At 68.4% G+C, this 17,649-nt stretch carries 14 protein-coding genes; 8 read left to right on the forward strand and 6 right to left on the reverse strand.

The genetic code is table 11. The features are described 5' to 3' along the window. Positions 1-2: 2 nt before the first annotated feature. On the reverse strand, positions 3-2,450 hold the full coding sequence (pcrA, locus tag MPLG2_RS10420) for a DNA helicase PcrA (RefSeq protein ID WP_105186066.1): 2,448 nt from the start codon (positions 2,448-2,450) through the stop codon (positions 3-5). 265 nt (positions 2,451-2,715) lie between these two features. Here pcrA and MPLG2_RS10425 point away from each other — a divergent pair, with 265 nt between their 5' ends. Then, positions 2,716-3,849: a S1C family serine protease gene (locus MPLG2_RS10425; RefSeq protein ID WP_105186067.1), complete on the forward strand. Its 1,134-nt coding sequence runs from the start codon at positions 2,716-2,718 to the stop codon at positions 3,847-3,849. Positions 3,850-3,852: 3 nt separating this feature from the next. On the opposite strand, the gene MPLG2_RS10430 is transcribed toward MPLG2_RS10425, so the two are convergent. Both MPLG2_RS10430 and MPLG2_RS10435 read right to left on the reverse strand, forming a co-directional pair. Further along, positions 3,853-4,518, reverse strand: a complete 666-nt coding sequence (locus tag MPLG2_RS10430) for a response regulator (RefSeq protein WP_105186068.1) — start codon at positions 4,516-4,518, stop codon at positions 3,853-3,855. Beyond that, entirely contained in the window at positions 4,515-5,777 is a 1,263-nt protein-coding gene (locus MPLG2_RS10435) for an ATP-binding protein (RefSeq protein ID WP_105186069.1), read from the reverse strand. Before MPLG2_RS10435 ends, MPLG2_RS10430 begins: the two co-directional genes overlap by 4 nt. A gap of 104 nt (positions 5,778-5,881) precedes the next feature. Between MPLG2_RS10435 and MPLG2_RS10440 the strand changes: the two genes are divergently transcribed. From MPLG2_RS10440 to MPLG2_RS10460, 5 genes are all read left to right on the forward strand, one after another. Then, positions 5,882-7,183 carry a PspC domain-containing protein gene (locus tag MPLG2_RS10440; protein WP_105186070.1) on the forward strand — a complete coding sequence of 434 codons (1,302 nt, stop codon included), beginning with the start codon at positions 5,882-5,884 and terminating at the stop codon, positions 7,181-7,183. Further along, entirely contained in the window at positions 7,180-7,371 is a 192-nt protein-coding gene (locus MPLG2_RS10445) for a hypothetical protein (protein ID WP_105186071.1), read from the forward strand. The genes MPLG2_RS10440 and MPLG2_RS10445 overlap by 4 nt, the downstream gene beginning before the upstream one ends. Next, positions 7,368-7,658, forward strand: a complete 291-nt coding sequence (locus MPLG2_RS10450) for a PspC domain-containing protein (RefSeq protein WP_105186072.1) — start codon at positions 7,368-7,370, stop codon at positions 7,656-7,658. Before MPLG2_RS10445 ends, MPLG2_RS10450 begins: the two co-directional genes overlap by 4 nt. 151 nt (positions 7,659-7,809) lie before the next feature. Further along, positions 7,810-9,033, forward strand: coding sequence for a NupC/NupG family nucleoside CNT transporter (locus MPLG2_RS10455; protein WP_105186073.1), 1,224 nt, complete (start codon positions 7,810-7,812; stop codon positions 9,031-9,033). A gap of 21 nt (positions 9,034-9,054) precedes the next feature. Next, positions 9,055-10,014 (forward strand): nucleoside hydrolase, encoded by a 960-nt coding sequence (locus MPLG2_RS10460; protein WP_105186074.1) that lies wholly within the window; start codon positions 9,055-9,057, stop codon positions 10,012-10,014. Position 10,015: 1 nt separating this feature from the next. On the opposite strand, the gene MPLG2_RS10465 is transcribed toward MPLG2_RS10460, so the two are convergent. Beyond that, positions 10,016-10,966 carry a ribokinase gene (locus tag MPLG2_RS10465; RefSeq protein WP_105186075.1) on the reverse strand — a complete coding sequence of 317 codons (951 nt, stop codon included), beginning with the start codon at positions 10,964-10,966 and terminating at the stop codon, positions 10,016-10,018. Between the two features lie 109 nt (positions 10,967-11,075). Here MPLG2_RS10465 and MPLG2_RS10470 point away from each other — a divergent pair, with 109 nt between their 5' ends. Then, entirely contained in the window at positions 11,076-13,046 is a 1,971-nt protein-coding gene (locus MPLG2_RS10470) for a S9 family peptidase (protein ID WP_105186076.1), read from the forward strand. A 12-nt stretch (positions 13,047-13,058) separates the two neighbouring features. On the opposite strand, the gene MPLG2_RS10475 is transcribed toward MPLG2_RS10470, so the two are convergent. Both MPLG2_RS10475 and guaA read right to left on the reverse strand, forming a co-directional pair. Continuing rightward, positions 13,059-14,942 (reverse strand): CASTOR/POLLUX-related putative ion channel, encoded by a 1,884-nt coding sequence (locus MPLG2_RS10475; RefSeq protein WP_158681048.1) that lies wholly within the window; start codon positions 14,940-14,942, stop codon positions 13,059-13,061. A 97-nt stretch (positions 14,943-15,039) separates the two neighbouring features. Then, positions 15,040-16,593 carry a glutamine-hydrolyzing GMP synthase gene (gene guaA, locus MPLG2_RS10480; RefSeq protein ID WP_105186078.1) on the reverse strand — a complete coding sequence of 518 codons (1,554 nt, stop codon included), beginning with the start codon at positions 16,591-16,593 and terminating at the stop codon, positions 15,040-15,042. A gap of 97 nt (positions 16,594-16,690) precedes the next feature. On the opposite strand from guaA, the gene cysK reads away from it, so the two are divergent. Next, the gene (gene cysK / locus MPLG2_RS10485) at positions 16,691-17,620 is read left to right on the forward strand and encodes a cysteine synthase A (RefSeq protein ID WP_105186079.1); all 930 of its coding nucleotides are present in this window, start codon (positions 16,691-16,693) and stop codon (positions 17,618-17,620) included. The last annotated feature ends 29 nt before the right edge of the window (positions 17,621-17,649 follow it).

A 17,649-nucleotide genomic window follows, 5' to 3' on the forward strand; every position in this document is an offset into this window, starting at 1 on the left:
CGCTACAGCTTCTCCATCGGAGCGTGCTTCAAACTGAGCCGCTTCACCCCGGTGCTGCCGAAGTCGACATCTGCCTTGGCCAGGTCACCCACGCCGCTGGTGGCCACCACCGTGCCCATGCCGAACACCGAATGCAGCACCCGGTCGCCCGGTTGAACCGACGGCACGGGCTTGGGCAGGTTGGGCTTCGACCCGAACCCGACGGTGTTGCGCCACGCCTGCTCGGTGCGCGCCTTGGCGCGCGATGCGAAACCGACCTGCGCGGTGCCCAACCGCCGCCAGTCGAACAGGTGCTGCGGAATCTCGTCGGTGAACCGGCTGGGCGGGTTGTACTGCGGGCTGCCCCACAACGTTCGGACGACGGCTCGGCTCAGATACAGCCGCTGCCGCGCACGGGTGATGCCCACGTAGGCGAGCCGGCGCTCCTCCTGCAGTTCGTCGGCGTCGGTGAGTGCCCGTTGATGCGGAAAGATGCCGTCTTCGAAGCCGGTCAGAAACACCACCGGAAACTCCAGACCCTTGGCGGTGTGCAGCGTCATCAGGGTCACCACGCCGGCACTCTCGCCGTCGGCGTCGGGAATCTGGTCCGAGTCGGCCACCAGGGCGATGCGCTCCAAGAACGCGGGCAACGAGTCGTCCGGTTCGGGCGCGCCGGCGGCCAGTTCGCCACCCTCGGGCGGCAGGTCGATGGCGTGCGCGGCGGCGACGAACTCTTGCGCCACCGACACCAGCTCGATCAGGTTCTCCAGGCGGGTCTGGTCTTGCGGGTCGTCGGAGTTCTTCAGTTCGTCGATGTAGCCCGACTTCTCGAGAATGCTGGTGAGAATGGTGTCGGCGGCGTCGCCGCGCTCCATCATGGCGCGATGCTCGGCCAGCAGCGCCGCGAACCCCTGAATCTGGGTGAGTGAGCGGGTGGCCAGCCCGGTGATCTCGGACGCCCGCGCCACCGCCGCACCGAACGGAATGCGCTCGGCAGCGGCCAGGTCGGCCACCGCACCCTCGGCCCGATCGCCGATGCCGCGCTTGGGCACGTTGAGAATGCGCCGCACCGACACGTCGTCGGCCGGGTTGGCGATCGAGCGAAGGTAGGCGATCGCGTCGCGCACCTCACGCCTTTCGTAGAACCGGACGCCCCCGACCACCCGGTACGGCATGCCGACCCTGATGAACACCTCTTCGAACGCACGCGACTGGGCGTTGGTGCGGTAGAACACCGCCACGTCGCCCGGCTTGGCGTGCTTGGCGTCGGTCAGCCGGTCGATCTCGTCGGCGACGAACTGCGCCTCGTCATGTTCGGTGTCGGCCACCCAGCCGACGATTCGCTCGCCGTCGCCGGCCTCTGACCACAGGCGCTTCTCGGGGCGTCCGGGGTTACGCGTGATCACCGCGTTCGCGGCATTCAGAATGGTCTGGGTCGAGCGGTAGTTCTGCTCGAGCACGATGGTGGTGGCGCCGGGAAAGTCGGCCTCGAACGCCAGAATGTTGCGAATGGTGGCCCCGCGAAACGCGTAGATCGACTGGTCGGAATCACCCACCACCATCAGTTCGGGCGGCTCGACGGCGGCCATGCCCTCGGGCACCGGCAACTCGGCGCACAGCTCGCGCACCAGCGCGTACTGGGCGTGGTTGGTGTCTTGGTACTCGTCGACCAGCACGTGGCGAAACCGCCGCCGGTACTGCTCGCGCAGGTCGGGAAACGCCTGCAGCAGGTGCACCGTCGTCATGATCAGGTCGTCGAAGTCGAGCGCGTTGGCCGCCTGCAGCCGCTGCTGGTACACGCGGTAGGCGTCGGCGTAGATCTTCGCGGTGTCGGTGTCGGCCCTTGCGGCGGCCGTTTCGTGGTCGACCAGTTCGTTCTTGCAGTTGCTCACCCAGTTCATCACCTGGCGAACCGGGTAACGCTTGGGGTCGACCTCGGCGTCGCGCAGCACCAGCGTCATCAGGCGCTTGGCGTCGGTGTCGTCGTAGATCGAGAACGTGCGGCTGATGCCGAAGCGGTGAATGTCGGCCCGCAGCATGCGTACGCACGCACTGTGAAACGTCGACACCCACATCAGCTTCGCCCGGTTGCCCACCATGTCGACCACCCGGTGCCGCATCTCGGCGGCGGCCTTGTTGGTGAACGTGATGGCCAGAATCGAGCCGGGGTGTACGTGCCGAAAGCTCACCAGATGGGCGATGCGCCTGGTCAGTACCCGCGTTTTGCCCGAGCCGGCACCGGCCACCACCAGCACCGGCGAGCCCGCGTGCAACACCGCCTCGCGCTGCGGCGGGTTGAGGTCGGCCAGCAACTCGTCCTCGGTGATGCGCTTGCGCCGCACGGGTCCCTCGGCCACCGCCTCATCGGCCTTCTGGCTCTGCTCCGCACGGGGCGACGCCGACTCGCCTGCAGGCGCGCCGGACGGCTGCTGCTCGAAGTTGAACAGATCGGGAAACAGGGTGTCGGTCATCGCTTCTCCACCTTAAGCGTTGCGGCCGACAAGGTTGTTACCAGCCCGACGTTCGCTCTCGCACCGCTTGCGGTGCTGGGCCCGCGACGCCTCCCTCCCCACCGCTCACGGCCTGCCTGTGGTCTGCCAAGACGGCGATATCGGCCGTCCTCGCCGAATTGGCTGCCGCTATTGACGCGGGGCCCATAATCTCTGGTGAGGAGAGCGCCATGCATATTCGTACCGGTGCTTCGATTTCGGGTCTGGTCACCGTGTTGGTCACTGCGTGCGCGCCGCCCACACCGTCGACATCTCCTGCGCCGCAGGTGGTAACCGTCGGGGCGTCGGCCAGTTCCTCAGCGAGTCCTACCGACACACCAACAGACATGTCACAGGCGTTGGCGCGGCCAGTGCGTCCGTCGGTCAGATCCGCTCCACCACCTGCGACCGCGGCTGGACGGGAACGGGCTTTCTGGTCAGCGATCAACTGATACTCACCGCAGCACATGTGGTGGAAGGTGCTCACGCCTTGACGATCACCTTTCCCGACGACGAACCACGTCCGGTGTCCGTCGTCGGCTACCGACCTGACAACGACATCGCCCTACTGCGACTGGACGAGTCGGTCGAACGCCCTTACCTGGCCCTGGCCGACACCGCCGCAACCATCGCGCAACCCGTCGGCGTGGTTGGCTATCCCTTGGGCAAGTCGGCCCAACATGTCAACACGGGCATCGTGAGTTCGGTCGAAGACAGCGCCGAACTGAATGGGCACATGATCAAACGCGTGCTCTCGCTGGACGCCGCCATCAACCACGGCAACAGTGGCGGACCGGTGATCAACAACAGTCGTCAAGTCGTCGGATTGATCTCGGGGACCTTTCTCGATCCGAACACCGAAGAAGCTGCCGAAGGCTTTCATTTCGCGATTCCCGCCAATCGGCTCAGAATGCTGCTCGACCGTTACGGCGACGCCGACGCTCGCCCATTCGCCGAATGCGAAGAAGAGGGCAGAGCAGACGCTCCCTTGGCTGAGTTGCTGGTGCGTTCCGACGACGAGTACGCCGAAGAACTAGGCACCGTGCTGTGGACACACGGCCAGGCGATCAACGAGAGTCGCTACGAGGCCGCCTGGAACCTGTTCACGGGGTCGATGCAGAGCCGTTTGAAGGACATGGACGACTGGGCGTCGGGCCTGAGCACCACGTACTGGCTGGTGGTCGAAGTGCGCGAGGTTTCGGAGTTGACCGACGAACGAGCCGTCGTTCGTACCTTTGTTCGCACCGAACAGGACGCTGCCGACGGCCCCGACGGACAGACGTGCAGCATCTGGCCGTTGAACTACACGTTGGTCCGGAACGGAGACGAGTGGCCCATCGACAAGGCGACGCTGAGGGCGAAGGCGACCGCCTGCGCGTGACCGCTACACCAGCCGGCGATCGGTGGCCCACCGGGTCAGTTGATGCCGGTTCGACAGCTGCAGCTTGCGCAGCACGCTGCTCACGTGGGTCTCGACGGTCTTGATCGAGATGAACAGCTCGCGGGCGATCTCTTTGTACGCGTACCCGCGGGCGATCAGCCGCATCACCTCGCGCTCGCGCTGCGAGAGGCGGTCGAGTTCCTCGTCGATCTCGGCGATGTCGATCGAGCCCGAGAAGGCGTCCAGCACGAAGCCGGCCAGCCGCGGCGAGAACACCGCGTCGCCCTCGGCCACCCGGGCGATGGCGTCCACCAGTTCGTCGGCCGAGATCGACTTGGTGACGTACCCCCTGGCCCCGGCGCGAATCACGCCGATCACGTCTTCGGCGGCGTCCGAAACGCTCAGCGCAAGAAACTTTGTGTCGGGCTGGGTCGCATGCACCTGCTTGAGCACCTCGACCCCGCCACCGCCGGGCAGATGGACGTCGAGCAGCACCACGTCGGGCTGCGCCTTGAGCACCGCGGCCACCGCGGTGGGCACGTCTTCACCCTCGCCGACGATCTGCACCCGTGCGCCGATGTCGTGCTTGACGCCGCTGCGAAACATCGCGTGGTCGTCGACGATCACCACCCGGTGAGCGGCGGTCGGTGTTGTGGTCGGCTCGGTCATCGCTTCATCTCCAGTCGTACCTCGGTGCCCGTTTCGGGGGCGCTTCGAATGGTCGCATTGCCTCCGGCGCGCCGCAATCGCTCGATGATCGAGCCGCGTACGCCCATGCGGTCGGCCGGTATGTCGTCGAGCACGAAGCCGCCGCCGCGGTCGCGCACGAACACTTCTATGGCGTCGTCGTCAACCTCGGCGTAGACGTCGACCTTCGCCACCCCGGCGTGCTTGGCGGCGTTCACCATGGCCTCGCGGGCGGCCTGCACCAATGGCCGGGCGTCGCCGTCCAGGTCGCGATCGCCCACCACCACGATGTCGATGTCGACCCCGTGAGCGTCTTCGACCTCGGCCGCGGACGCCACCAGCGCCGCCTTGACCGTGGGCGCGTCGACCGCGGTTTCGCCGTACAGCCACGACCGCAGTTCGCGCTCCTGTCGCCTGGCCAGGGCGGCCACCGCCTTCGGGTTCTGCGCCTGCCGCTGAATCAGGGCAAGGGTCTGCAGCACCGAGTCGTGCAGGTGGGCGGCCATGTCGGCGCGCGCGTCGGCGAGCATCTTGTCTTCGCGAATGGTGGCCAGTGAGCGGCGCACCCGAATGATCCAGGGCGCCGCGGCCAGCAACAGTGCCACCACGACCAGGCCCAGCACGATCAGCGTGCGGCTGCCCTCGGGCAACGGCGGAAGGGCGACCACGATGAGCACCACCGCCGTGACCAGCCCCAGCAGCCCCAGCAGAATGCGGACGATGCGCGACCAGTGCGCCAGCAGCGGCGCGAACCAACGCCGCCAGCCGGTGAGTCCCTTCATCGACCGGTTGGGAATGTGGTCGGCCTGCCACCAGATCAGCATCAGCCCGAACGTGCCGGCCAGTGCGGGCCACAGCGCCGCCGCGGGCGCCCCCCAACCGGCAGCCTGCACGAACCACAGCAGCCCAGCGCCCAGGAGCGCGACCGCCGAGATCAGGCCCAGGTCGGCCGGCACCCGGTACCCGGCCTGCACGGTGCGCATGCCGCTGCGACTCGCCGCCTCGATGCCCGGTGCCTGCGGGGCCTCGGACGCCAGCGGCATCGCCAGCCACAACACCAGGTAGACCAGCACGCCGATGCCCATGCTGGCGCTGAGCAGCACGAACCCCAGGCGCAGCACCAGCACCGGCCAGTTGAGGTGGGCGGCCAGGCCGCTGCACACCCCGCCCAGCCACGCGGTGTCGAGCCGGCGATCCGCGCGACGCGGAACCGGCTGCACAAGCGTGGACGGGCTGCTCACGACACTAGCCTCACACGCGCGAACGTGGCCGACCAGCGCTTTGGGGGTCGGCTCAGGGGTGTTCCCCGTTGGCCGCGCGCTGCTGGCCGACCAGAGTGGCTGGCATGGAACTCACGCCGCTGCGGCGCGCCAACACCGGCGCGATGCTGGGCGGCGTCTGCGCGTCCCTCGCTCGACGCTGGCAGGTCGACCCCACCATCGTGCGCATCGCCATGGTGCTGCTCGCACTGATGGGCGGGTTGGGCATCGCCTTCTACGTCGGAGCAGTGTTGCTGGTGCCTCGTGACGGATCGACCGAGGTGCCGGTCAACCGCATCGCGCCCTTCACCCGCGGCTGGTCACCCACTGCCACGATCGGCGCCGTGGTGGGTCTCGGCCTGCTGATCACCATCGCCATCGGCTCATGGCTGCCGTTCGGCATCGCGCCCGCGGTGGGTCTGGCCTTTCTTTGGTACTTCGGCTTCTATCGCCGCCGTCCGCACACCACCGGCCAGCCGCCGTCCGCCGATGCGGGCCAATCGGCATTGCCCGCTGCGACCCAGCCGCCGACTCGTCCGGTCGAGGCAATGACCCCGTTCGAGCGGGCTGCGGCCGAATGGCAGCAGCGGGTCGCCGAGCAGGACCTACGGACGACGCGGCCGCGGCACTCCGACGCGGTGCCGCACCAACTGCCCGTCGGATCACCGACCGAACCCTGGGACGTCCCCCGGCTGGTCGAATATCGCCCTGCGAACCCGTCCGACTATTCGGCAGCACCCTCGGCTCCCCCGCCCGTGCCCGATTGGACGCCCCCCACCGGCCGTCGCCGCCCCCGTGCGCGGTGGCTGTGGCCGCTGGTGCTGTGCCTGAACGGGCTCGGACTGGCCACCCTCGCCGTGCTGAGCGAGGCGTTCGGCGTGGCCGTGCCCCCGATCGCCTACGCCGGCACGGTGCTCGGCGCCCTCGGCCTCGGTCTGTTCATCGGCGCCTTCGCCGGCCGCCCCGGAGGGCTGCTGCCCCTGTCGGTGCTGGCCGGGCTCGTGACGGTGACCATGCTGCTGCCGGGCCCTGGGTTCGGCCCGATGGGCGACCACACCTACAGCTACACCTCGATGGCCCAACTGCCCGCCACGAAGCAGTCGCACGGTGGGGGTGACGTCATCATCGACCTGCGGCAACTGAGCGTCACCGAAAGCAGGCAGATCGAGTTCGACAACGGGCTCGGCGACGTCACCGTCAAACTGCCGGCCACCGGCAACGTGGTGGTGCAGTGGAAGGTCGGCCTCGGCGACTACACCGGGCCCGACGGACGTCGCGAGGGTGTCGACGGCAGCGGCACCTACGAGCGAATCTCGAACCCCGCCGGCCCCACCCTGACCGTCGTGGTGCAGGTGGGCGCGGGCGACCTGAACGTGGTGACGTCATGAGGCGCATCGACGTGGCCGCTCTCAACGTCAGCCTGGTCTGCCTGGGTGTCGCCGCGTTGGCGCTGTGCACGGCGTTCGGCACCGTCGACTGGAAACTCGTCTCGATCGTGGCCCCGTTGGGCCTGGTCGTGATCGGCCTCATCGGCCTGTTGTTGTCTCGAAACCCAAGGAAAGGAAACACCCCATGAACGGTCGCAGCCTCACTCGATCGACCACCGACAAATTCCTCGGCGGCGTCTGCGGCGGCCTCGCCCGCTACCTCAATCTCGACTCCGGCCTGGTGCGCATTCTCACCGTGGTGATCGCCGTGTTCACCCAGGTGGGTTGGATCGCCTACCTGGTGCTCTGGGCCGTGCTGCCCACCGACTCCAGCAGCCGCACCGGCATCGACGAGGTGAAGGACGTCTTCGGCAACCGTGGCAGCACGCCGCCGCCCGCCGATCGTCCCGCCCAGAACCCCGACGACCTGCGCTGACCCAGCCGCAAACAACAGGCCCGGACGATCATCGTCCGGGCCTGTGCGCGTTCGGGACCGACAGCACCACAGTTGCAGCGCATTGCCCCTTGCCAGCCGGGGTCGAACGGTCTTAGGGTCGCCTGTACCCCCGGGCGGCAAGGAGGCTGCGATGGATCGGTTGCAAGGTGTCTTGGGCATCGCTGTGATTTTCGGCTTGGTCTTCGCGGTGTCGAAGTACCGCACCCGTATCAACTGGCGCATCTTGGGTGCGGGCTTCGCCCTGCAGGTGATCACCGCCTTTCTGATTCTGAAGTGGGAGCCCGGGTTTCAGGCGTTGCAGGCGTTGTCGGGCGGCGTGTCCTGGCTGGTCGGTTTCGCCAACCAGGGCACCACCTTCGTGTTCGGCGGACTATTCAACAACGACCAGATCGGCTTCGTGTTCGCGCTCGGCGTGCTGCCGGTGATCATCTTCATCGGCGCGCTGATCGGGCTGTTGTACTACCTGCGGGTGATCCAGTGGTTCATCGAGATCGTCGGCACCGCGATGAAGTGGCTCGTCGGCGTCAGCAAGGTCGAATCGGTGTGGGCCACCACGGTGATCTTTCTGGGCATGAGCGAGGCACCTCTGGTGATTCAGCCCTACCTGAAGAAGCTCACCAAGTCGGCGCTGTTCACCTGCATGGTGGGCGGCTTCGCGTCGGTGGCCGGCTCGACCCTGGTGGGCTACTCGCTGCTCGGTGCCCCGCTGCCCTACCTGATCGCCGCGTCGGTGATGAACGCGCCCTCGTCGTTGGTGATCGCCAAGGGCCTGTGGCCCGAAACCGAAGAGAGCGATCTCGATGGCTCGGTGCGCGACGTCAAGGACGAAGAGTCAGCCAACGTGATCGACGCCCTGGCCCGCGGCGCCCTGTCGGGCGGCCACCTGGCCGTCATCGTCGGCTGCCTGCTGATCGCCTTCATTTCGATGATCGGCCTGGCCAACGGCATCGCCAGCGGCATCGGCGGCTGGTTCGGCCACCCCGAGATCACCTTCGACAAGATCTTCGGCTGGATCTTCGCCCCGGTGGCCTGGCTGATCGGCGTGCAGTGGAGCGAGGCGGCCACGGTGGGCAACCTGATCGGCCAGAAGACGGTGCTCAACGAGTTCGTCGCCTACAGCAACCTCGGCCCGATGATCACCGGCAACCAACTCAGCCCGAAGAGCTCGCTGATCGCCAGCTTCGCACTGGCCGGCTTCGCCAACTTCGGCTCGATCGCCATCATGATCGGCTCCCTGGGCGCCCTGGTGCCCGAACGGCGTAGTGAGGTGGCCAAGAACGGCCTCTTCGCGCTGCTCGGCGGTACCCTGGCCAACCTGCTGAACGCATCCATCGCCGGCGTCGTCGGCAGCTGACCCCTCCGAGAGGAACTTCGCATGGCTACGCGCCCCGTCTATTTCGACTGCGACACCGGCATCGACGACGCCCTGGCTCTGGTGTACCTGATGGCCTCGCCCGAGATCAGCCTGGCCGGTATCGGCACCGTCAGCGGCAACATCGACGCCGCGCAGGCCGCGGTGAACACGCTGGATCTGCTGGCCATGGGCGGCCGTGACGACGTGGCGGTCGCGGTCGGCGCCATGAACCCGCTGGCCCGGCCGTTCACCGGCGGCGTTCCGCACATTCACGGCCGAAACGGCGTGGGCAACGTCGAACTGCCGCACACCGAGAAGCAGCCCGAGAACGAGTCGGCGGCCGACATGCTGGTGCGCCTGGCGCACGAGCACGAGGGTGAGCTCGTGGTGATCGCGATCGGCCCGCTGACCAACCTGGCGCTGGCCCTGCAGCAGGATCCGTCGATCGCCGGCAAGGTGCACGAGGTGGTCATCATGGGCGGGGCCGCCCTGGTGCCCGGCAATCTGAGCGCGGTGGGTGAGGCCAACATCTGGAACGACCCCGAGGCGGCCCAGATCGTCATGCAGGCGCCGTGGCAGGTGGTGCTCGTGCCCTTGGACGTCACGCTCGAGAACTACTTCGAAGAGGACGACCGGCTGGCGCTGGCGGCGTCCGACTCAGAACTCAACCGGGCCCTGGCCGACATTCTCGACCTGTACTTCGACTTCTACGTGGCCGAGTACGGACGCAAGCTGTGCGCCCTGCACGACCCGCTGGCCGCGGCGATCGCGGTGGGCCAGATCACGGCCACCCGCGCCCCCAATGTGCCGGTGGTGGTCGACGACACCCAGGGCCCCGGCCGTGGGCAGACCATCTGCGACCTGCGCGGGCAACGCACCGGCCCCAAAGACGTCGAGGGCGCCCACGTGCGGGTGGTGCTCGACACCGACCAGCCGCTCGGCCCGGTGCTGCTCGCCCGGCTGCTGGACTACCAGCCCTGAGTCAGGGCGCCCAGTTCTCGAGCTGGTCGGCGGTCGGGTACGACTTCTGCGCGCCCTCGCCGGTGGCCGCGTAGGCCCCCACCCGAACGGCGAACGCGCAGGCCGTCGACAGGTCGTCACCGGAGGCCAGCCGATACGCCAGCGACGCCAGAAACGCGTCACCGGCACCCGTGGTGTCGACAGGCGTGATCTTCGGCGAGGGAATCTGGTCGGAGACCTCGCCCGAGTCGAGATCGATGGTGCGGGCACCGTCGGCACCGAGGGTGACCACCACGGTGCGCGGGCCGGACTCACCCAGTGCGGCGCGGGTGGCCTCGACCACTGCCGTCCAGTCGCCCAGGGGTTCGAAGTCGGGCTGTTCGGTCAGGTCGGCGAGCTCGTGCGCGTTCACCACCAGAAGGTCGGCCAGGTCGAGCACGTCGGCGCCCACCTTGGCGTACGGCGACAGGTTCAGCACCACCCGGGCCCCCCGTTCGTGGGCCTCGCGCGCGGCAGCCTTGACGGCGTCGATCGACACTTCGAGGCAGAGCGTGAGCATCGAGGAGTCGCCGGCGGTGTCGAAGAACTCGTCGGCCGCCTCGACGTCGACAGCCGAGAGCCGACCGTTGGCCCCCGGGCTCACGATGATGCAGTTCTCACCGCTGTCGTCGACGGCGATCATGGCCGAGCCGGTGGCCACCCCCTGCAGCACCTGCACGTGGCTGACGTCCACACCGGACTCGCGCAGGCTGTCGAGCAGCATGGTGCCGTTGCCGTCGTCGCCGACGCAGCCGAGCAGGGCGACGTCGCCGCCGAGCTTGCCGATCGCGGCTGCCTGGTTCGAGCTCTTGCCGCCGGGCACGATGACCAGATCGGAGCCCGTCACGGTTTCGCCCGGCGACGGAATGCGTGGGGTGCGTACCACCAGGTCTGCATTGAGTGACCCCACCACCAACACGCGTCCGGACGCCATGACTGTTCTCCTCTTCGAGCTCGCCTGTGGCCACCGAACCTAGCCGAAGGATGGTTGATGGGTCGAGGGGCAGCCGGGCAACCGTGCGACCGCGATTAGGCTGCTCGCCATGCGACCCGATCAACTGCCGCTGCTCACCACCCTGTCGGCCCCGGCGGTGCACCCCGACGGCGAGTGGTGCGTGGTGGCGTCCAGCCGGCCCGATTTCGACGCCGACGACTACGTGGGCCAGTTGTTCAGGGTGCCGCTGGACGGCTCGCCGGTTCGCCGTCTCACCCGAGGCAGGGCCGACGCCCACCCACGGTTCTCGCCGGACGGTTCGCTGCTGGGCTTTCTGCGTGCCGGGGCGAGCGACAAGCCGCAGGTGCACCTGATACCCGCTGAGGGCGGCAAGGCGCTGTGCGTCACCAACCAGCCCCTGGGCGTCGCCGACTTCGTCTTCTCACCGGACGGCCGGCAGCTCGCCTTCGTCGCTCGCGAGCCCGAGGACGGCCGCTACGGCACCGTCGAGGGTGTGGATCCGCAGCACGAGAACCCGCGCCACATCACCACGCTCGGCTTTCAGCTCAACGGCGTCGGCTGGGTGCGCGACCGCCGCCGGCAGTTGTTCGTGGTCGAGGTGCCCGACGTGTTCGGTGAGCCGGCGATCACCCCCAAGGGCCGGGCCGCGCGCGACGCCGACCCCGAGGCGCTGAAGAACCACGGCTTCGCGAAGCCGCGCCGGCTCACCGACGCCGACGCCGACGCGAGCAGCCCGTGCTTCACCGGCGACGGCTCGGCGGTGCTGGTGTCGTACGGACGCACCGAAGGCCCCGAATCGCTGGTGGGCGACCTGGTGCGGGTGCCGGTGGACGGCTCGCCCCACGAACGCCTGACGACCGCGAACGTCGATGCCGCCGACCCGGTGGTCGCCGACGAAACGACGTGGTTTCTGGGCACCGACCTGGGCGAGACGGGGCTCGAGTTCGTGGCGGCGCAGGCCGGCGTTTACCGGCTCGGCCACGACGGCCCCGAACTGTGCACCGACCCCGACGAGTCGGTGGTGGCGCCCCTGGTGGCCGCCGGTGACGGCGTGCTGGCGCTGGCCGAGCACCGCGGGGCCAGCCGACTGCTGCGGGTGGGCGCCGACGGCACCGAGGTGCTGCTCGACAGTTCGGCCGGGGCGGTCGTGGTCGGTGCCGGCAGCGCATCTGCGGGCACGCCGGTAATGGTCACCTTTCACACCGCCGGCGGCCTCGACGAGGTCGGGGTCGTCGAGAACGGCTCGGTGCGCCGGCTGACCGACTTCTCGGCGGCGCTGCGCGCGAGCACCACCGTGCGCGAGCCGCGCGAGCTGACCGCCACCGCACCCGACGGCTACCCGGTGCACGGCTGGGTGGTGCTGCCCGAGGGTGACAGCCCCCACCCGGTGCTGCTGATGATTCACGGCGGGCCGTTCGCCGGCTACACCCCGGCGTTCTTCGACGAGGCGCAGGTGTACGCCGAGGCCGGCTACGCCGTGGTGATGTGCAATCCGCGGGGCTCGGCCGGCTACGGACGCGACCACGGCCGGGCCATTCAGGGCGATTTTGGCAACCTCGACTCGGCCGACGTGCTGGCCTTTCTCGACCATGCGGTGACCACCGTGCCCGGTCTGGACGGCGCCCGGGTCGGCATCATGGGCGGCTCGTACGGCGGCTATCTGACCGCGTGGATCATCGCCCACGACCACCGCTGGGCCGGGGCGATCGTCGAGCGTGGCTACCTCGACCCGGCGTCGTTCGTGGGGGCGTCCGACATCGGCTGGTTCTTTCCGGCGCAGTACAACGGCACCAAAGCCGAACAGGACGCGCAGTCGCCCATGTTGCTGGCGGGGCAGGTGACCACGCCGACGCTGGTGATTCACAGCGAACTCGACCTGCGTTGCCCCTTGTCGCAGGGCCTGCGGTACTACACGGTGCTCAAGCAGGCGGGGGTCGATGCCGAACTGTTGGTGTTTCCGGGTGAGAACCACGAGCTGTCGCGCTCGGGCACGCCCTGGCACCGCCGGCAACGGTTCGAAGCGATTCTGGGCTGGTGGAGTCGGCACTTGCCGGTGTGAATCGCTGATTGATCAGTGCTCGTCCTGGGCCAGCACGATGACCGAGTCACCGGCGCCCAGGGTCACCGCTGCTGCCTTGTTCGGGTTGAGGTGCACGCCGTAGGAGTTCGGCCGCGACCACGACTGCGCCGCGAGCCGGTAGCCGATCGCCGTTTCGCCCCGCGCCGCGGCCGCGGCCACGACGGTGTAGAAGGTGGCCTCGGCGCCGGGCACCAGGTACAGCTCGGCCGGCCGCAGGTAGATCTCGTCGCCCTCGCTGCGAAACAACTGGTCGAACACCTCGACCAGCCGCGGGTTCTCGCTCACCTGCGCCAGCATCAGCCCGATCAGCCGATCGCTGACGATGAAGTCGTCGGCCCGGGTGACCTCGGCCAGCTCGCGGTTGCGGTCGTCCAGCATCTCGCTGACGATGTTGAGCTGCAGCTGGGCCCGGCTGGCGATGTCGCGCAGGTGCAGCAGGGTGACCAGCGTGCGGGCGTCCGCGATCTGCGGGTCGGGGTGTTCGATGTCGGCCAGCACCACGATGTGGTCGTACTGAGCGATCTCGAGCGACCACAGCAGCGTCTTGCTCGTGGTGTCGCCCACCACCACCCGCAGGCTGACGCCCTCGGGCTCGATGAGGCTGCGCACCCGTTCGTCGTCGGCCAGGACGCAGATCTCAGACCCGGCGGGCAGATAGCGGCTGAGCTCGTCGATCACCTCGCCGATGCCCGCGTTGTGACCGATGATCAGGGTGTGCTCGGCGGCCGGCGGCGGCGCCTGCACGCGCGAGATCGCCCCGGCGGTCACCGGGCCCGGCTCGCCCAGCCTGATCTCGGAGTTGTCGGACGCCAGCACCACCAGCTGGTCGCCTTGGGCCACCACGGTGTCGGCGGCCGGGTTCAGCATGATCACCGTGCCGCGCACGATGCCGAACACCGAGGCGTCGGCGAACCGCATCAACGCGTCGGCGTAGGTCGACCCGGTCAGGGCCGGCTGCTCGGTGAAGTAGATCTCGTCGCCGGCGAAGTCAAGCAGTTCGGCATACACGCTCGACAGGCCGCGCTGGCGGCACGTCTGCGCCGTCAGCCGGCGAATCAGCATGGTGGCAGGCAGCCATCGTGATTCGCCACGACCAACCAGCTGCGCGGCGTCGAGGTTCGCCGAATCGTGAAGGGCCGCGACGAGCGGCACCCCCGAGCCCTCGGGCAGGGCGTGGGTGAGGGCGAGGGCGGTCTTGATCGCCGCCGCGTCCGGATCGTTGCTGTCACCGCTGAGCACCACCACGCTGCGGGCGGCCAGCGGGTTGGCGATCTGAATGTCGGCCGGCGAGGTCGGGTCACCGGTGCGACAGATGATGCGCGTGCGGCCCCGGCCGGTCACCTTCTCGCGCAGGGCGTCCTCCATCTCGACCTTGTCGCGATCGGCGAGCACCACGATCGCGCGTCCTCGACCGCCCTGGTCGGCGTTGGCCTGGCAGATCTCGTCGACGAGCAGAAACAGCTGTGGCGACCACCCCAGAATCAGCGTGTGATCCTTCTCGATCACCCGGCTGCGGCCCTTGCGCAGTTGGGCCATCTTGTCGTCGAAGCCGCCCGACACGATGCCGATCAGGCTCGCCACGATGATCAGGCCGCCGATCGTCACGGTCAGCATCAACAGCCGAAAGCCCCACCCGGCGTCGGCGCCCATGGTGCCCGGGTCGAGGGTGCGCATCAGGTTGCCCCACACGATGTCCCAGAAGTCGCCCTCTTGGGCGTCTTCGGGGAACGCCTTCAGCAGCATCACGATCAGGGCGATCACGAACACGAACACCAGGGTGCCGAGCGCCAACAGCCCCATGATGGCCACGGTGCCGCGTGACATCACCGTGTCGAAGGCGTACTGCAGCCGTTCGCGCAGCTTCGGCTCGTGCACGCTCACCCCCTGTGAATGCCCAGGTTCGGCACCCTAGCCGAGTCGACCGACACGACGAGGCGCAACGGGCGATCCGCTCTGCCGCGACGCTGGGCGCTCACTCCCACTCGATGGTGCCCGGCGGCTTGGACGTGATGTCGAGCACCACCCGGTTCACCTCGCGCACCTCGTTGGTGATGCGGGTCGAGATTCTTTCGAGCACCTCGTACGGCAGCCGCCCCCAGTCGGCGGTCATGGCGTCTTCGGACGTCACCGGCCGCAGCACCACCGGGTGGCCGTAGGTGCGGCCGTCGCCCTGCACGCCCACCGACCGGACGTCGGCCAGCAGCACCACCGGAAATTGCCAGATCGCGCGGTCGAGACCGGCGGCGGTCAGCTCGAAGCGGGCGATGGCGTCCACCTGGCGCAGCAGGTCGAGCCGATCTTTGGTGACCTCACCGATGATGCGAATGGCAAGGCCGGGGCCCGGGAACGGGTGCCGCCACACCATGTCGGACGGCAGGCCGAGTTCGGTGCCCACCGCGCGCACCTCGTCCTTGAACAGGGTGCGCAGCGGCTCGATCAGCTTGAACTGCAGGTCGTCGGGCAGGCCGCCCACGTTGTGGTGGCTCTTGATGTTGGCCGCGCCCTCGCCGCCGCCCGACTCGACCACGTCGGGGTAGAGGGTGCCCTGCACCAGATACTCGATGTCTTTGGTGGCGTTCAGCACGCGGGCGGCGTCTTCGAAGGTGCGAATGAACTCGCGCCCGATGATCTTGCGCTTGGTCTCGGGGTCGCTCACGCCGGCCAGCGCGCCCAGGAACCGGTCGGCCTCGTCACGCACCACCAGGTCGACGCCCGTGACGGCGACGAAGTCGCGTTCGACCCGTTCGGCCTCGCCCTGGCGCAGCAGCCCGTGATCGACGAAGACGCACGTCAACTGGTCGCCGACGGCCTTCTGCACCAGCGCGGCCGCGACCGCCGAATCGACGCCGCCCGACAGCGCGCACAGCACCTGAGCGTCGCCCACCTGGGCCCTGATGGCCTCGACGGAGTCGTCGACGATGCTGGCCGGCGTCCAGTCCTGGCTGCAGCCGGCGATCGTGACCAGAAACGTCTCGAGCACGACCTGGCCGAACTCCGAATGACCGACCTCGGGGTGCCACTGCACTCCGGCGAGGCCGCGGGTGAGGTCTTCGAAGGCCGCGACCGGCGAGCCGTCCGAGGTCGCCAGGCACAAGAACCCGGGCGGCGGCGCGTACACGGAGTCGCCGTGGCTCATCCAGGCGCTGAAATTGGGCGGCAGGTCGCCGAGCAGTTCGCCGCCCTCGCCCACGTGCACCGGGGTGCGGCCGAACTCCGACAGCCCGGTGCGGCGCACCTCGCCGCCGAGCGCAGCCGCCATGGCCTGAAAGCCGTAACACATGCCGAAGGTGGGAATGCCGGTGGTGAACAGGGCCGGATCGACCTGCGGGGCACCGGGGGCATAGACCGACTGAGGGCCGCCCGACAACACGATGGCCGTGGGTTTGCGCGCCAGAATCTCGTCGACCGAGGCGGTGTGCGGCACGATCTCGGAGTAGATGCGCGCCTCGCGGACGCGCCGCGCGATCAGCTGGGCGTACTGGGCGCCGAAGTCGACGACGAGTACCAACTCGTGCTCGTGGCTCATGGGACGTCAGTCTAGGGAGAGACGATTGGTACTATCATTACCTACCGAGTTTACGGAACATGGATTATCCCCACCCGATGAGTAGTTAGGTAGCTGTATGCAGATCTATGACGACGTCACCGCACTGGTCGGACGCACTCCGCTCGTTCGCCTCAACCGCATCTTCGGCGACACCAAGGCAACCGTGCTGGGCAAGCTTGAGTTCTACAACCCCGCCAGCTCGGTGAAGGACCGTATCGGCGTGGCCATGATCGACGCCGCCGAGGCGTCGGGGCAGCTCAAGCCGGGCGGCACCATCGTCGAAGCCACGTCGGGCAACACCGGCATCGCGCTGGCGATGGTGGGCGCGGCCCGCGGGTACCGGGTGGTGCTGACGATGCCCGAGACCATGAGCAAGGAACGGCGGGCCCTGCTGCGCGCGTTCGGCGCCGAGCTGGTGCTGACCCCCGGCCCCGAGGGCATGCGTGGCGCCGTGGCGCGCGCCGAGGCGATCGGCGCCGAAGAGGGCGCCGTGCTGGTGCGTCAGTTCGCCAACCAGGCCAACGTCGACATTCACCGCAAGACCACCGCCGAAGAGATCTGGAACGACACCGACGGCACCGTCGACTACGTGGTGGCCGGCATCGGCACCGGCGGCACCATCAGCGGCGTCGGCCAGGTGCTCAAAGAGCGCAAGCCGAGCGTCAAGATGATCGCCGTCGAGCCCAAGGAGTCCCCGATCCTCGAGGGCGGCCAGCCCGGCCCGCACAAGATTCAGGGCATCGGGGCGAACTTCATTCCCGAGATCCTCGATCGTTCGATCATCGACGAGATCCTGCCGCAGAACGCCGAGACCGCGGTTGAGTACGCGCGACTGGCCGCCGCTCAAGAGGGCCTGCTGGTCGGCATCAGCTCGGGTGCAGCGCTCGCGTCCGCGGGTGAGTTGGCGGCCCGCGAAGAGAACGCCGGCAAGGTGATCGTGGTGATCATCCCCTCGTTCGGCGAGCGGTACCTGTCGACGATTCTGTACTCGGATCTGATGGACTGAAGGTCAACGCGGCAGCGGGAGGGTTCCGG

This window comes from Micropruina glycogenica (assembly GCF_900289045.1).
GTDB classification, from domain to species: Bacteria; Actinomycetota; Actinomycetes; order Propionibacteriales; family Propionibacteriaceae; genus Micropruina; species Micropruina glycogenica.

What these genes read in the sequence shown, in the direction of transcription:
- MPLG2_RS10470 (WP_105186076.1), top strand. Translation starts at nt 11,076, where the DNA reads ATGCGACCCGATCAACTGCCGCTGCTCACCACCCTGTCGGCCCCGGCG.
- MPLG2_RS10465 (WP_105186075.1), bottom strand. Translation starts at nt 10,966, where the DNA reads ATGGCGTCCGGACGCGTGTTGGTGGTGGGGTCACTCAATGCAGACCTG.
- MPLG2_RS10450 (WP_105186072.1), top strand. Translation starts at nt 7,368, where the DNA reads ATGAACGGTCGCAGCCTCACTCGATCGACCACCGACAAATTCCTCGGC.
- guaA (WP_105186078.1), bottom strand. Translation starts at nt 16,593, where the DNA reads ATGAGCCACGAGCACGAGTTGGTACTCGTCGTCGACTTCGGCGCCCAG.
- MPLG2_RS10445 (WP_105186071.1), top strand. Translation starts at nt 7,180, where the DNA reads ATGAGGCGCATCGACGTGGCCGCTCTCAACGTCAGCCTGGTCTGCCTG.
- MPLG2_RS10455 (WP_105186073.1), top strand. Translation starts at nt 7,810, where the DNA reads ATGGATCGGTTGCAAGGTGTCTTGGGCATCGCTGTGATTTTCGGCTTG.
- MPLG2_RS10440 (WP_105186070.1), top strand. Translation starts at nt 5,882, where the DNA reads ATGGAACTCACGCCGCTGCGGCGCGCCAACACCGGCGCGATGCTGGGC.
- MPLG2_RS10460 (WP_105186074.1), top strand. Translation starts at nt 9,055, where the DNA reads ATGGCTACGCGCCCCGTCTATTTCGACTGCGACACCGGCATCGACGAC.
- MPLG2_RS10430 (WP_105186068.1), bottom strand. Translation starts at nt 4,518, where the DNA reads ATGACCGAGCCGACCACAACACCGACCGCCGCTCACCGGGTGGTGATC.
- cysK (WP_105186079.1), top strand. Translation starts at nt 16,691, where the DNA reads ATGCAGATCTATGACGACGTCACCGCACTGGTCGGACGCACTCCGCTC.
- pcrA (WP_105186066.1), bottom strand. Translation starts at nt 2,450, where the DNA reads ATGACCGACACCCTGTTTCCCGATCTGTTCAACTTCGAGCAGCAGCCG.